We start from the raw sequence: 15,769 nt of genomic DNA on the forward strand, positions 1-15,769 counted from the left end.
GGCGGGGGCGGAGCCTGACCGGGCTCCGCCCCCGGGTTGTACGGATCAGCGTGCCGAGCAGGTGGGGGAGAGGCCGGTGGCACTGCCAGTGGCCTGGAAGCCGAATTCCACGGACTGGCCCGCGGCGACGGAGCCGTTGTAGTCGACGTTGGTGAACGTGACGGTGCCGGTGGTGCCGCTGCGGTTGGCGCTCCACTGGTTGGTGACGGTGGTCCCGGACGGCAGGGACACCGAGACCGACCAGCCGTTGAGCGCCGACGAGCCCGCGGTGACCTTGATGTTGGCGACGAAGCCGCCGTTCCAGGTGTTCAGCGACGCGGTCGCGGTGCAGCCGCCGGGTCCGGGGTCCTGCGTCGTGGTCGTGGTGGAGGTCGTCGTGGTCGTGGTCGTGGTCGGGTTGGTCGGCCCTGCGGCGTTGAGGGCGTCGAGGACGGCGTTGTAGGCGGGCTTCTTGTTGCCGGAGCCGTCGAACAGCAGCGGCGAGTCGCCGGGGTAACGCCAGGAGTCGGTGTCGCGGATGCCCCACACGGTGATACCGGTGCATCGTGCGACGGCAACGCACGCCTGGGTCACGCGGCGGTAGCTGTCGGCCTGCTGGGCGCCGGAACCGGCGATGTCCAGCTCGGTGATCTGCACGTCCACGCCGAGCACGGCGAAGCGCTGGATGGTGGTCTGGTAGTCGCCCGGGATGCTGGTGCCGAAGTGGGATTGCAGGCCGACGCAGTCGATGGGGACACCGCGGGCCTTGAAGTCCTGCACCATCCGGTAGACGCCCTGGGTCTTGGCGGCGGCCCAGCTGTCGGTGTTGTAGTCGTTGTAGCACAGCTTGGCGCCGGGGTCGGCCGCGCGGGCGGTGCGGAAGGCGACCTCGATCCAGTCGTTGCCGGTGCGCTGGAGGTTGGAGTCACGGCGTCCGCCGGAGCCGCCGTCGGCGAAGGCTTCGTTGACGACGTCCCAGGCGTAGATCTTGCCCCGGTAGTAGGAGGCCACCCGGTTGATGTGGTTGACCAGCGCGGAGCGCAGTGCCGAACCTTCCATGCCCTGCATCCACCGCGGTTGCTGTGAGTGCCAGGCCAGGGTGTGGCCGCGCACGCGCTTGCCCTGGGCGAGCGCGTGGTTCACGATGCGGTCGCCGTTGGCGAAGCTGAACTGGTTCTGGTTGGGTTCGGTGGCGTCCATCTTCATCTCGTTCTCGGCCGTCACCATGTCGAACTCGCGGTTCAGGAGTCCGACGTAGGTGGAGTCGCCGAGCCTGCCTGCCGCGACGGCCGCGCCGTAGTAGCGGCCGCTCTGGGCCGCGGACGCGCCGAGCGTGCTCGCGGCGCTCGCGGACGTGGTCGCGAGGAACGCGACGCCGCCCGTGGTGGTGGCGATCAACGTCGCCGCGAGCACGACTCGTGACACTGACTTCGCTGTCAGCTTCATCTTCGACACCTTCGCCAGAAGTACCCGCCGCGTGCGACGGGTGGGATGGGCAGAACCGTTCAGCCGGTCCGAGCACCGCCTTGCCGCATTGTTTGCGCTCACAAGACTTGCACGTGGGGATGGTGGCGGTTAATGGACTGAACGGAGCAACTTCTCTTTTTTAGCGGGCTTTAGCTGCGCTAATGCGACCTTGTCGAATGTCGTTCAATGCGGATCTGCGTGGAGTAGCTAAAGTGAACGCTCACATATTTAGCTTTGACCGATCGATTCGGGCATCGCTACGTTCGAGTGGCGATCAGGGTCGCTCCGCCGGCCGCGACACCGAACAGCGAAGGGACCGAAGACCATGGAACACCGACCCCGTCGGCATCGCGTCGTGCACGCCATGTCCGCGGCGCTGCTGGTGGCGGCAGGCATGGTGACGGTGCTGAACGCCGACTCCGCCCGAGCCCTGGACAACGGCGTGGCGCGCACGCCACCGATGGGCTGGAACTCGTGGAACACGTTCGGCTGCAACATCAACGAGACGTTGATCAGGCAGATGGCCGACGCGATGGTCAGCTCCGGCATGCGTGACGCGGGCTACCAGTACGTGGTGGTGGACGACTGCTGGATGAACCCCAACCGTGACTCGGCGGGCAACCTCCAGGGCGACCCGGGCCGGTTCCCCAGCGGCATGAAGGCCCTCGGCGACTACATCCACGGCAAGGGTCTCAAGTTCGGGATCTACCAGGCACCGTTGACCGAGACGTGCGCCCAGTACTTCGACTCCTATCCCGGAGCCACCGGCAGCCTGAACCACGAGGTGCAGGACGCACGTCAGTTCGCCGCCTGGGGAGTGGACTTCCTCAAGTACGACTGGTGCTCGCCCAGCGGGACGATGGACGACCAGGTGCGCACGTTCGCGAAGATGCGCGACGCCCTCGCGGCCACCGGCCGCCCGATCGTGTACAGCATCAACCCCAACAGCATCCACGACAAGACCGGACCCCGCCGGAACTGGGGCGACGTCTCGAACATGTGGCGCACCACCGAGGACATCACCAACGCGTGGAACACCGGGCAGACGAACGGATACCCGATGGGCATCCAGAACATCGTCAACGTGACCGTGCCCCTGGCGTCCTACGCGGGACCGGGTGCGTTCAACGACCAGGACATGATGGAGGTCGGTCGCGGCGGGATGAACGACACCGAGATGCGCAGCCACTTCGCCTTGTGGGCGATCATGGCGTCGCCGCTCATCGCGGGTAACGACCTGCGGAACATGAACGCCGCCACAACGACGATCCTGAAGAACGCCAACCTCATCGCCATCAACCAGGACGCCCTCGCGTTGCAGGCGCGGGAGGTCTCCCACGACGGCACCCGCCGCGTCCTGGCCAAACGACTGGCCAACGGCGATGTCGCGGTCGCCCTGTTCAACCAGGGCTCGGCCACGACCACGGTCAGCACCACGGCCTCCGCGGTCGGCCTGACCGGTGCCTCGTTCACGCTGCGCGACGCCTGGACCAACACCACGAGCACGACCACCGGCGCAATCTCCGCCAGCGTCCCGGCGCACGGCACCGCCGTCTACCGAGTCAGCCCCACCGGCACAACGACGACGACAACCACGACAACCACGACGACAACCACCACCCCGCAGCCGGGCGGCTCCTGCCGGATCACCAACACCACCAACGCCTGGGGCAACGGCCTGACCTCGGACATCACCATCACCAACACCGGGTCCACGCCCGTCACCGGTTGGTCGCTGGTGTTCACCCTGCCCGGAGGGCAGAACATCACCTCCGGCTGGAACGCGAGCTACTCGCCGTCGTCCGGACAGGTGACGGCCAGGAACCTCTCCTACAACGCCGACATCGCCCCCGGCGCGTCGGTCGGCGTCGGCTTCCAGGCCACCCACACCGGCAACGCGGCCAAACCTTCCTCGTACACCCTCAACGGCGCCACCTGCACCACGGCCTGACCACGGCCGGGGGTAGGACTCAAGCGCGCGAGCACCACGCAGATGGGACGGTAGTGGGGAAGAGGACCTTCAGCCCTCCCGCGATGGCGGACGTCGCCCGGCTCGCTCAAGTCTCGCACCAGACGGTGTCGCGGGTGCTCAACGGGCACCCGCACGTCAGCGAGCCGACGCGGCTGCGGGTCCGGGCGGCGATCGACCAGCTGGGCTACCGACCGAACCGGGTGGCTCGCGCCCTGGTGACGGGCCGCTCGCAGCTGATCGGTGTGGTGGCGCAGAACTCCACCCTGTACGGGCCGGTCTCGCTGTTGGCGGCGTTCGAGCAGGCGGCGGCCGAAGTGGGGTTCGTGGTGACCGCGAACCGGGTCGACGTGGCGGACCGCCGGTCCGTCACCAGTGCCCTGGAGTGGCACCGCGACCAGCGGGTGGCGGGCATCGTCGTCATCGCACCCACGGCTTCGGTGAGCGACGCGATCGACGCCATCCCGCCAGGTGTGCCGTTGGTGATGGTGGACGGTGACCCGGAGCGGTCCACCCCGCTGGTGACCGTCGACCAGGTGGCGGGCGCCCGCGCGGCGACCCGCTGCCTGCTCGACGCGGGCCACCGCACGGTGTGGCACGTCTCCGGTCCGCCGGACTGGTTCGACAGCGCGGGTCGGGTGCGTGGCTGGCGGTCGGCGTTGGAGGGTGCGGGCGTGGAGGTGCCGCCGCTGCTGCTGCCCGCGGACTGGAGCGCGGCGTCGGGATACCGAGCGGGGCAGCGGCTGGCGCGAATGTCCGAGGTGACGGCGGTCTTCGCGGCCAACGACCACCTGGCGCTCGGCATCCTGCGCGCGATGAGCGAGCGCGGCAGGCGGGTGCCGCACGACGTGAGCGTGGTCGGCTTCGACGACGTGCCCGAGGCCGGCTACCTGATCCCGTCGCTGACGACCGTCCGGCCGGACTTCGTCGCCGTGGCCCGGGAGACGCTGGACCTGCTGCTGGCCCAGGTGGGCGACCGCGAGGTCGGCGACTCGCAGCGCACCATCGCGCCGACCTTGGTGGAGCGGGACAGTGTCCATCCTCCGTCGACCTAGAGGGTGCCCTTCACGGGGAGGTGGATCAGGCGGGTGCGTCCGCCGGCGCGGCCAGCCCGCGCTCGTGCAGCCAGGCCAGTTGCACGGCCGGGTTGGAGCCGTAGCCGCCGCCGTGGTCGGCGAAGGGCCACACGGTCATGGTCCGGTCCTCGCCCGCGTAGTGGTTGAAGGCGGCGTAGACGGTGGACGGCGGGCAGATCGGGTCCATCAGGCCGACGCTGAACAGCGCCGGCGCCGTCGCCCGCTGGGCGAAGTGGACACCGTCGAAATAGGACAACGTGGCGAAGGTCCGCTCCACGTGCTGGCGGCTGTGCCAGCGCAGGTACTGCACGAGCTCCTCGTACGGGCCTTCGCCGCTGACCTCCGCCGCGTGCCGGAAGTGGCACAGGAAGGGCACGTCCGGCAGGACCGCGGCCACGCTGCCCGGCACCAGTCCGGCGACGGCGAGCGCGAGGCCGCCGCCCTGGCTCCCGCCGGCGACGATCACCCGTCGGGGGTCCAGCCCGGGCAGGTCGGCGACCGCGTCCACGGCCCGGACGCAGTCGGTCATGAGACGCCGGTAGTAGTAGTGCTCGGGGGAATCGACGCCGCGGGTCATGAATCCCGCGGCCCACTGCGTGCCCTGGCCTTCCGTCGTGTCCGGCGTGTCGTGGCCCTGGCCGCGGCTGTCGACGACGAGCTGCGCGTACCCGGCGGCGGACCAGAGCAGGTGGTCGGTGGGCAGGCCGCGACCTCCGCTGTAGCCGATGTAGGTCACGACGACGGGCAGCGGGCCTTCGGCTCCGCGTGGGCGCAGCAGCCAAGCGGCCACCGGTTCGCCGTTCCAGCCGGGGAATCGGACGTCGTCCACGTCCACGGTGCGCAGCAGGTGCTGGTCGGTGACCGGCTCGACCTTGACGGCCCCGCCGCGGGCGCGTGCCTCCGCGAGGGTGCGCTCCCAGAAGGCGTCGAAATCCGGCGGTGGGCTCGAATCCGGGCGGTAGTGGGCCAGTTCGTCGTGCGGGGAGTCCGTCAGCGGCATGGGGGAGTCCTCCGGGTGCGCGGTGGTGAAGCGCTTCGACGTTCGCATGCACCCCACTGGTCTGTCAATCATGCGACGGCGAGGAGTGTTCGCGCTGTTGGAGCCCTTGTTGAAGGTCAATGCGCGTGGCTAACCTCAACGCGACAGTTCAAGCGCTTCGACACCGGGGATTCACCGTGACCGACGAACTGCGGACGATTCAGTGGGGCCACGGGACCTTGGCGGTCGAGTTCAGCCTCACCGGGGACGGTGTCATCCGACTGGCCCGACTCGGCTCGCCCGGTGACGCCCCCGATGAGCACCACCTGGGCGCGGCGGTGCCGCTGGTGGCCGTGACGGCGGTGGGCCACGGCCGCTGGTGGTCGGGCAACCGCTTCATCCACTCCACGATCGGCGAGCGGCTCCGCTACCGGACGCACCGTTCGACCCACGAGGACGGTTGGCACGTGCTCACCGTCGAACTCGTCGACTCGGAGACCGGCCTGGTCGCCGAGGTGGTCTACGGCTCGCCGGACGGCGTCCCCGCGCTGCGCGGCGAGGTCGTCCTGCGCAACGAGGGCGACACCACCCTGCACCTGCAGGCGGTCAGCTCGCTCGCGGTGGGGGGCCTCACGCCGGCGCGGGCGGATGCGCTGGACGACGCCGACCTGCTGTGGGCGGACAACGACTGGTTCGCCGAGTGCCGCTGGCAGCGCCGACCGCTGCGGCTGACCTCGCCCGTCCTCAGCGCGCGCGTGCGGATGTCCAACGGTCGGGGAGCCTTCGTGCTGGCAGGCCAGGGCGCCTGGTCAAGTTGTGGCCAATTGCCGATGGGCGGCCTGGCCGACCGCCGGACCGGCCGGGCGTGGGTGTGGCAGGTCGAGCACAACGGGGGCGGCTGGCGCTGGGAGTGCGGCGAGCGCGAGGACTCCGCCTACCTGGCGGTGTTCGGCCCGTGCGACAGCCACCACGGCTGGCGCCACGACCTCGAACCGGGCACGGAGTTCCGCACCGTGCCCGCGGCCCTCGCGTTCAGCTCCGACGGCGGGACCGACACCGCCTTCGCCGCGCTGACCGACTACCGCCGTGCGACGCGCCGACCACACCCCGACCACGAGCACCTGCCCGTCATCTTCAACGACTACATGAACTGCTTGATGGGCGACCCCACCACCGCCAAGCTGCTGCCGCTGGTCGACGCCGCGGCCGAGGCGGGTGCGGAGTACTTCGTCATCGACGCCGGCTGGTACGCCGAAGAGGCCGAGAACTGGTGGGACACCGTCGGGCTCTGGGAGGCGTCCCGCTCGCGCTTCCCCGGGCCGCGCGGCCTCCACGAGATCCTGGACCGCATCCGGGAACGCGGCATGGTCCCCGGCCTGCGGCTGGAACCGGAGGTGATCGGGGTCCGCAGCACCGTCGCCGACGCGTTGCCCGAGGAGGCCTTCTTCCGGCGCGACGGCGTTCGTGTGGTCGAAGCGGGCCGGTACCACCTCGACCTGCGCCACCCCGCCGCCCGCGCCCACCTCGACGAGGTGGTGGACCGCCTGGTCGGCGAGTGGGGCGTCGGCTACCTCAAGCTGGACCACAACATCGACGTCGGCGTCGGCACCAGCGGTCACCCCGGCGAGAGCTCGGGCGCCGGTCTGCTCGGCCACAACCGCGCCCAGCTGGACTGGCTCGACGGCGTCCTGGACCGCCACCCGCACCTGGTCGTGGAGAACTGCGCTTCCGGCGGCATGCGGATGGACCACGCGCTGCTGTCCCGGCTACAGGTGCAGTCCACCAGCGACCAGGAGAGCCTGGTGCTCTACGCGCCCATCGCCGCCGCCGCGCCCACCGCGGTCACCCCGGAGCAGGGCGCGGTCTGGGCCTACCCGCAGGCGGACGACTCACTGGACGAAGTCGCCTTCACCATGGCCAGCGCACTCCTCGGCCGGGTGCACCTGTCCGGGCGGATCACGGAACTCCGCCCCGAGGCCCGCGCTCTCGTGCACGAGGCCGTGACCGTGTACAAGAGCATCCGCGCCGACCTGCCGCGGGCCGTGCCGGTCTGGCCGCTCGGCCTGCCCGCCTGGGACGACCCGTGGATCGCCCTCGCCCTGCGCGCACCCGCCACCACGTACCTCACCGCGTGGCGCCGACCCGGCACCGAGGACACCGCGACGCTGCGCCTGCCACACCTGCTCGGCGCGGACGTCCTGGTCGACCTGCTCTACCCCGGCACCGGTCGGGCCGCCACCGCGTGGCACCCCGACACGGCCGAGCTCACGCTCACCCTGCCGGCGGCACCGTCCGCCGTGCTGTTGCGCCTGAGGCGTTCCGAGGCGGACGCCGAGTAGTCGACGTCGTCACGCGCACCGATCACCAGCCCACCGCAAGACTTTGGAGTTCCGTCATGTCCCCAGCAGGGAAGAGCGCCGGCAGGCAGGACCCGGGGACGGCCACCACTGCTTGTTCACCAACCGGGTGAGCGGTCTGGCGCTGAACGCCGGCGGCTACCTGGACCGGTGCCGCGTCGACCTGATGACGTACACCGCCGACGTGCGGCAGCAGTGGCGGATCATCGCGCCCTGATTGCGCACCCTGATCGGCGCGCGCCGCGTCGAAACTTTCGGTTGCGCTCATAAGCCGGCTTGGAATACCACGTGTGATCACGTGTGAAACCATTCGATGCGCCAAGGTGAGCGCTAACAATTTTAGCTTCTTTGAGCGTTGACCGCCGCGCGCGCCGCCGGCTAGATTGGCTCGAAAGTGGAGGTCTCTCCACCGAAAGTTTCGAACCCTGTCGGTCGGGCAACTCCGCCGCGACCGTACGTCAACGACGACGATGGGGACAGCGATGCGATCGCCTCCTGCGCCGTGCGCGTTCGATGTGGTGCCCGTCCCGTGCCGGCACAGCCCTCCGGTGCGAACCATCCATTGAGGACTGCCGCGATCACCCAGGAAGGCAAGTCATGCTCTCGTTACGACGTTTCACGTCGAGGCGCGCCAAGCTGGCCGTCGCGGCGCTCACGCCGGTAGTCGCCCTCTCCGTCCTGACGGGGGTGTCGGTGCCCGCCTCGGCCGCGCCGGGCTGCTCGGTCGCCTACTCCGCGCCGTCCCAGTGGCAGGGCGGGTTCACCGCGAACGTGTCCATCACGAACGTGGGCGACGCGGTCAACGGGTGGACGCTGACGTGGTCGTTCACCGCCGGTCAGCAGGTGGCGCAGGCGTGGAACGCCGACGTGTCGCAGAGCGGGGGACAGGTGACGGCGCGCAACGTCTCCTACAACGCGTCGATCCCGACCGGGGGCCGGGTCGAGTTCGGGTTCAACGGCTCGTGGACCGGGAGCAACCCCGCACCGGCGAGCTTCAGCCTGAACGGCATCCCGTGCACCGGCGGCGTGAACCCCACGACCACGACCTCCACCACGACCTCGTCGTCCACCACCACCTCGACCACGACCACGACGACCACCCCGCCGACCGGGAACCTGCCGTCGAGCTTCCGCTGGTCCTCCAGCGGGATCCTGATCAGCCCGAAGCCGGACGCCACCCACGCGAACGTGGCGGTGAAGGACCCGAGCGTCGTCTACTACAACGGCAAGTACCACGTGTTCGCCTCGACTTACACCAATGGTTACAACCTGATGTACACCAGTTTCAGCGACTGGTCGCAGGCGTCCTCGGCCCCGCACACCTACCTGGACACGACCGCGATCGGCTCCAGCTACAAGGCCGCGCCGCACGTGTTCTACTTCGCGCCGCAGAACCTGTGGTACCTGGTCTACCAGACCGGTGACAACGCGGCGTACTCGACCACGACCGACATCGCCAACCCGCGGTCGTGGAGCGCGCCGAAGAGGTTCTACGCCAACGGGATGCCGCAGATCGTCCGGGACAACATCGGTGACGGCTACTGGGTCGACTTCTGGGTCGTCTGCGACACCGCCAAGTGCTACCTGTTCTCCTCCGACGACAACGGCCACATCTACCGGTCGGAGACCACGGTCGCGAACTACCCCAACGGGTTCACCAACACCGTGATCGCCATGCAGGACTCCAACCAGAACCGCCTGTTCGAGGCGACCAACGTCTACAAGGTCCAGGGCCGCAACCAGTACCTGCTGCTCCAGGAGGCGATCGGCTCGGACGGCAGGCGCTGGTTCCGCTCCTGGACCGCGCCCGCCATCACCGGGCCGTGGACCGCGCTGGCCGACTCCGAGTCCAACCCGTTCGCACGCTCCAACACCGTGACGTTCCCGAGCGGGCAGTGGACGCGGGACATCAGCCACGGCGAGCTGGTCCGCTCCGGCCACGACCAGCTCATGGAGATCAGCCTTTGCAACATGCGCTTCCTGTACCAGGGCATGGACCCCAACTCGGGCGGTGACTACAACCGGCTGCCCTGGCGGCTCGGTCTGCTGACCCAGACCAACTCCACCTGCTGATCGCTGTGCCGCCGCAGCCCGCGGCGGCGGCACACCACCGCGTGACCTGATCGCTTCCGCCGCCGGGTGGTCGGCCCCCCGTGGTGACCGACCCACCCATGCAGTCCATGTCCGAACGGCAGAAAAGAGTTGCTGATGATCATGCGCAGGCTATTAGGGCCCGCGTTGGCGGCGGTGCTCCTCGCCGCGGCGGTGACCGGCACGGCGTTGAGCGGAGGACTCGGTGCGGCCGCGCCGTCCACGCAGGTCGGTGCGCTCGCGTCGAGCGCCGGCTGTGGCAAGGCCCCGACGTTGCGCAGTGGGACGCACACGATCCAGAGCGGTGGGAAGAGCCGCAGCTTCATCCTGCGGGTTCCGGACGGCTACGACAACACCCGTCCGTACCGGTTGATCTTCGGGTTCCACTGGCGTGGTGGGACGATGAACGACGTGTCCTCCGGCGGGACGAGTGGTGCGGCGTGGTCGTACTACGGGATGCAGGAGCAGTCGAACAACAGCGCGATCCTGGTGGCACCGCAGGGCCTGGGCAACGGCTGGGCGAACTCCGGTGGCGAGGACGTGACGTTCACCGACGACATGCTGCGGCGGATCGAGGCCGACCTGTGCGTCGACACGGCGTTGCGCTTCGCGATGGGGTTCAGCTACGGCGGCGGGATGAGTTACGCGTTGGCGTGTGCTCGGGCGACGGTGTTCCGCGCGGTGGTGGTCTACGCGGGCGCGCAGTTGAGCGGGTGTGCCGGCGGTAGCCAGCCGATCGCGTACTTCGGCATGCACGGCATCACGGACAACGTGCTGAACATTTCGCAGGGGCGGTCGTTGCGGGACCGGTTCGTCGCCAACAACGGCTGCACGCCGCAGAGTCCGCGTGAGCCGTCGCAGGGCAGCATGACCCACATCACGACGACGTACTCGTGCCGTGCGGGGTACCCGGTGCAGTGGGCCGCCTTCGACAACGGGCACATGCCCGGTCCGGTCGACGGCACCTATACCGAGAGCGGCGTCCGGACCTGGACCAAGGGCGAGGCGTGGAAGTTCATCTCGCAGTTCCAGGGCGGCCCCGGCACCACGACGACGACCACCACGACCACGACCACGACGACCACGACCACGAACCCGCCCGGTGACGGCTGCAAGGTGACCGACACCATCAACGCGTGGAACAGCGGCCTGACGTCGGAGATCGTCATCACGAACACCGGCAGCGCGCCGATCAGCGGCTGGTCGCTGGTGTTCACCCTGCCCGGCGGGCAGACGATCACCTCCGGGTGGAACGCCTCCTACTCGCCCACGTCGGGACAGGTCACGGCCAGGAACGCCTCCTACAACGGCAACATCGCACCCGGCGGGTCGGTGAGCATCGGCTTCCAGGCCAACCACACCGGCAACACCGGCAAACCGGCCTCGTTCACCCTCAACGGCGCGGCCTGCAGCGTCGCCTGACCCACCGGCGCGGGGTTGTCCGGCATCGTCCGGTTGATCAGGTCCTGCGCCCGCGTCCACAGCTTTCGCCAGAACACCACCGCGGGAGCCGCCGTTGCGGACCGGCAGTGCGGGCAACCAGTCCGCGCCGGCCGGCCGCAGGGCGGCTCCTGCGGTATCTGCTTGATCGCCCGCCTTGCGGCCACCACGACCAATCCCGCACAGGAGTCTCATGTGGACACCACAAACCAGACCCGGCGGCCTCGCCGCCGCAGCCTTGCCGCCTTGTTCGCCGTCGGCGCCTTGGTCGCCTCGTCCCTGATCACGATGACCGCGCCGGCCCAGGCCGGTGACGAGTCGATCGCGGTCGACTTCTCCGTGACGGGCGGTTCCCCGACCTACCGGGCGTCCGGCTGGATCTACGGCATGTCCGAGGACGCGTCGGCGCCCGCGGACAACTTCTTCCGCGACGTGAAGTTCCGGTACATGCGTGCCGGTGGCGCGCAGCTCGACAGCCCGGGGGGCTGGGTGTCGGGCAAGTACGACCGCAGGTGGAACGCGACCCGCGCCCAGCTGTTACGCACCCGGTCGCTGGGTGGCGAGTTCATCCTGCTGCCCCACGACCTGTGGGGTGCCGACGGCTACCCGATCTCCCGGTTCCCGGGCGACAACGGCAACTGGACCGACTACGACAACTTCCTCACCCGCCTGATCGACGACGTGCGGGCCACCGGGGCGCCGGTGCAGTGGGACATCTGGAACGAGCCCAACATCACGCTGTTCTGGAACCGCCCGCAGTCGCAGTACTTCGAACTCTGGCGGCGCACGTACCAGCGCGTCCGAGCCGCGTTCCCCACGCACCTGATCGTCGGCCCGAGCTGCGCGTGCGTCCCGTCGTCGTCGGGGTGGTGGACCCAGTACCTGGACTTCGTCAAGGCCAACAACGTCGTGCCCGACATCATCAGCTGGCACTCCCTGCCGGGCGACCCGGTCGCGAACGTGGCGACGGCCAACGCCACCCTCGACGCGCGCGGCATCCCGCACCCGCGGCCGTACCAGATCAACGAGTACGGCGCGTCCAACGAGCAGAACCCGGGTGACGGTTCCTGGTACATCGCCCGGCTGGAGCGGGCCGGTGCGGACGGTCTGCGCGCCAACTGGGCGAGCGCCGGGAACCTGCACAACGACCTGGGCAACCTGCTGGTCCGCGACTCGGCGGGTCGGCACCAGCCGAAGGGCGAGTGGTGGGTCTACCGGTTCTACGGCTCCCAGACCGGTCAGATCGCCTCGGTCACGCCCAGCCAGTCCTACGACGGGTTCGCGACGAAGGCGCCGGGTGAGGCCAAGGTCCTGGTCGGTGGTGGCCGCACGACCGGCAACATCGCGGTCAACCTGCGGCGCCTGGACACCACCGAAGGCGTCGTGCTGAACAACCAGGTGCGGGTGCTCGCCGAGCGCATCCCGCACAACGGCGGCGGGGCGGTCCAGGGCCCGGTCACCGTGCTGAACACGGTCGTGACCCTGTCCGCCGGCGGCACCACCGTGAACCTGCCGCACTCCAACGTCGACGACTCGTTCACCATCACCGTCCTACCGCCCTCGGGCACCGGTGATGGCTCCTTCCAGTCCACCGCGGTCGCCCAGCACTCGCAGCAGTGCCTGACCAACCCGAACCGCAGCACCGCCGACGGCACCCAGCAGCGGCAGTCCGCCTGTGGAACCGGTGACGAGCAGCGGTGGAACTTCAGCCCGGTGGCCGGGCTCGCCGACACCTACACGGTCGTCAACCAGCAGTCGGGCAAGTGCCTGGACGTCAACGCGGCGTCCACCGCGGACGGCGCCGCGGTCATCCAGTGGACCTGCAACAGCGGTACCAACCAGCAGTTCACCCTGCGGAAGGTCACCTACGCCGGCAACGACCCCGACGACCACCAGCTCGTGGCCCGGCACAGCGGCAAGTGCGTCGACGTCAACGCCGTCTCCACCGCGCAGGGCGCCGTGGTCCACCAGTGGACCTGCAACCCCGTGACCCAGGGCACCCCGCTCAACCAGACCTGGCGACTGCCCGGTCGCTAGGCCCGCACTCCGTGACGGGAACGGCCGCCACGCCGAAGACCGCCGAAGGCCTTTCACGGCCTTCGGCGGTCTTCGCGTCAACCCGATCCCGGTTCGGTCAGGCGGTCGTGCCGGTGACCGACGTGCCCGACTTGGTAACGTAGTACGTCACCTTTTCGCCGCTCCAGTAGTGGAACGTGAGCGTCACCCGCGAGTCGTCATTGACCTTGTCGAAGAACTCCCGCTTCAGGATGGTTTGACGGTCCGTGTAGTTGGGCTCGAACGCGTAGCCGAACTGCTTGAAGGACGTCCAGGGTTCCGGGCCCGCGCCGGAGCCGTCGTCGTACTTGGCCTCCATCGTGGCGATCTGGTCGCCGCGGAAGGCCGTCGGGATGACGAAGGAGGCCGTCGTCCCGGTGGCGTCGGACAACACCGGGGTGTCATAGGTGATGACGTAGAACTTCCACGGCACGCCCTGGGAGAAGCGGGCCGTCAGCACCGCGTTCGTGCCGTAGTCCCGCGAGCCGCTCAGCCTGGTCAGCGCCGAGGCGGTCAGGGTGAGCTGGTCGCCGTCGAGGGTGTAGTCGACGCCGCGGGTCAGGGCGATGTTTCCGTTGTACAGCCCCGAGAACGACGTGCCGTTAAAGTTCAGCTTGATCGTCTTGGCGGTGATGGCGCTCGACCTCGCGTTGAACACCTGGTCGGTGTAGGCCGTGCCGGAGCGGATCGTCCAGCTCGACTTGATGTGCGCGAAGAGATCCGGGTCGTTCCACTGGAACGAGGTGCGGTTGAAGTGCTGGCCGTTGTCCCAGAGCATCGTGGTGAGCTTCTTGGTACGCGCGTAGTGGCCGAAGTACTCGAAGAACTTCAGCTTCTCGCCCTGCTCGACGGTGCCGGTGTGCTGGTCGAAGCCGAGCAGGCCGTACTCACCGATGATCACCGGGATGCCTCGCGCGACGAAGCTGTTGTGCACGCGGTCGAAGTCGTCGGTGAGGTACTGCTGGACACTTGCGTCGAAGCGCGTGCCACCCGCGACGTTCGCGCTGAACGGCCAGTAGCCGTAGTAGTGCACGGTCGCGATCAGGTTGGGGTCGTTGAGCCCGCGGATCTGCTCCACCAGCGGGTCGACGTACACCTGCTCGGACGAGGTGTGCAGGGTCGGCAGGACCAGGAGGCGCTTGGCGTTGTTGCCGCCCGAACGGCGCACGATGTCGTAGAACGACGCGTTCAGCTCGGCGTTCAGCTGAATCTCCTGCGGCTTGCCGGTGCTCCCGGTGAACTGCGGCTCGTTCCAGCTCTCGAACGTCAGCTTGGGCCCGAACTCGTTGAAGGCGCCCGCCAGCTGCGTCCAGATCTTGTTGAACTGGTTGAGCACCTGGTCGTGCTCGGTCGGCATCTTCCAGGTCCACTGCCACGAGTCGTGGTGGAGGTTGATCATGACGTACAGGTCGCGCGCCAACGCCCAGCGCACGACCTCCTTGACGCGGGCCAGGTACGCCGCGTCGATCGTGTGGTCCGGCCCCGGGCCCACGCGCGCGGTCCACGTGACGGGGAGGCGGACGCTCTTGAAGCCCTGCGCCTTCACGTTGTCCAGCAGGGCTTCCGTGATGCGCGGATTGCCCCAGGACGTCTCGTCGTGGGGCATCCCGACCGAGTCCAGCGTGTTGCCGAGGTTCCACCCCGGCTGCATCGCCGCGGTGTGCTCCATGGCGGTGAGCTGCTTCCCGCCGTGGACGCAGGTGACGCCGTTGAGCGAGAACGACAACGGCGCCGTGTTGGCTTCCGCCCAGGTGCCGATGAAACCGAACTTCACCGTCTTGTTCGTCGCCACCTTGGCGTTGTAGCCGGCGTCCGCGGCGGTGACCTGGTTGTCGGACTCGGTCAGCTTCGCGTTCCAGGCGTTGCGGACCTGCTGACCGGACGGCCACTCCCAGCTCAGCTGCCAGCCGTCGACCGCGGCGCCGTGGTTGGTCACGGCGACGTCGGCGTTGAAGCCACCCGACCACTGGCCCGTGACCGAGTACGCCACGGTGCACCCGGCCTCCGCCGCGACGGCCTCGTTCGCCGTCACCGTGACCAGGCTCGCGGTCAGGGTCGCGACCCCGGCCGCCACGACGCCGATCCGGTGACGGACCGGTCGTGTCCTCCTGCGCAATCCGAACATGGAACTCCTCATATTCTCAGGTGGAGCAACCAGCCATGAGAGCGGCGAACCCGGTCACGAACCGGTGATCGCCACTGCTTGCGGAGAGCCGCGGGACGCGGCGCCTAGTAGTACTTTGTTAAGTTTCGGCGTGTCGAGTTGATTGGCCATTGTGGATGGTGGTTCGGTTGCGGGGTGACTCCGGAGGAGATTGAGCGGGTGCGGCCCCGGCTGGTGGAGTTCGCTGCGCAG

General features: G+C 68.9%; 10 protein-coding genes. 7 read left to right on the forward strand and 3 right to left on the reverse strand.

From position 1 onward, the window contains the following. Positions 1 to 45: 45 nt before the first annotated feature. Positions 46 to 1,425 (reverse strand): endo-1,4-beta-xylanase, encoded by a 1,380-nt coding sequence (locus tag FM051_RS45820; RefSeq protein WP_158853524.1) that lies wholly within the window; start codon positions 1,423 to 1,425, stop codon positions 46 to 48. Between the two features lie 346 nt (positions 1,426 to 1,771). Between FM051_RS45820 and FM051_RS45825 the strand changes: the two genes are divergently transcribed. Together FM051_RS45825 and FM051_RS45830 are read left to right on the forward strand one after the other, a co-directional pair. Next, positions 1,772 to 3,397 (forward strand): cellulose binding domain-containing protein, encoded by a 1,626-nt coding sequence (locus FM051_RS45825; protein ID WP_158853526.1) that lies wholly within the window; start codon positions 1,772 to 1,774, stop codon positions 3,395 to 3,397. 83 nt (positions 3,398 to 3,480) lie between these two features. Next, on the forward strand, positions 3,481 to 4,470 hold the full coding sequence (locus FM051_RS45830; protein ID WP_158853528.1) for a LacI family DNA-binding transcriptional regulator: 990 nt from the start codon (positions 3,481 to 3,483) through the stop codon (positions 4,468 to 4,470). A 25-nt stretch (positions 4,471 to 4,495) separates the two neighbouring features. Here FM051_RS45830 and FM051_RS45835 read toward each other — a convergent pair whose 3' ends face one another. Then, a complete protein-coding gene (locus tag FM051_RS45835; RefSeq protein WP_238413146.1) occupies positions 4,496 to 5,539 on the reverse strand; it encodes an acetylxylan esterase in 1,044 nt (347 codons plus the stop codon). 128 nt (positions 5,540 to 5,667) lie between these two features. On the opposite strand from FM051_RS45835, the gene FM051_RS45840 reads away from it, so the two are divergent. From FM051_RS45840 to FM051_RS45855, 5 genes are all read left to right on the forward strand, one after another. After that, the gene (locus FM051_RS45840; RefSeq protein ID WP_158853530.1) at positions 5,668 to 7,809 is read left to right on the forward strand and encodes a glycoside hydrolase family 36 protein; all 2,142 of its coding nucleotides are present in this window, start codon (positions 5,668 to 5,670) and stop codon (positions 7,807 to 7,809) included. 112 nt (positions 7,810 to 7,921) lie between these two features. Next, positions 7,922 to 8,044: a hypothetical protein gene (locus tag FM051_RS53485; RefSeq protein ID WP_274383889.1), complete on the forward strand. Its 123-nt coding sequence runs from the start codon at positions 7,922 to 7,924 to the stop codon at positions 8,042 to 8,044. A 380-nt stretch (positions 8,045 to 8,424) separates the two neighbouring features. After that, on the forward strand, positions 8,425 to 9,900 hold the full coding sequence (locus FM051_RS45845) for a glycoside hydrolase family 62 protein (RefSeq protein ID WP_158853532.1): 1,476 nt from the start codon (positions 8,425 to 8,427) through the stop codon (positions 9,898 to 9,900). A 135-nt stretch (positions 9,901 to 10,035) separates the two neighbouring features. Then, complete coding sequence (locus tag FM051_RS45850) at positions 10,036 to 11,340, forward strand: CE1 family esterase (RefSeq protein ID WP_158853534.1); 1,305 nt, start codon at positions 10,036 to 10,038, stop codon at positions 11,338 to 11,340. 213 nt (positions 11,341 to 11,553) lie between these two features. Continuing rightward, positions 11,554 to 13,395: an RICIN domain-containing protein gene (locus tag FM051_RS45855; protein WP_158853536.1), complete on the forward strand. Its 1,842-nt coding sequence runs from the start codon at positions 11,554 to 11,556 to the stop codon at positions 13,393 to 13,395. A gap of 97 nt (positions 13,396 to 13,492) precedes the next feature. Here the strand turns inward: FM051_RS45855 and FM051_RS45860 are convergent, their stop codons facing one another. Next, positions 13,493 to 15,538, reverse strand: coding sequence for a cellulase family glycosylhydrolase (locus FM051_RS45860; RefSeq protein WP_158853538.1), 2,046 nt, complete (start codon positions 15,536 to 15,538; stop codon positions 13,493 to 13,495). Positions 15,539 to 15,769 lie beyond the last annotated feature (231 nt).

It is taken from the genome of Saccharothrix deserti, from assembly GCF_009769385.1.
GTDB lineage: Bacteria > Actinomycetota > Actinomycetes > Mycobacteriales > Pseudonocardiaceae > Actinosynnema > Actinosynnema deserti.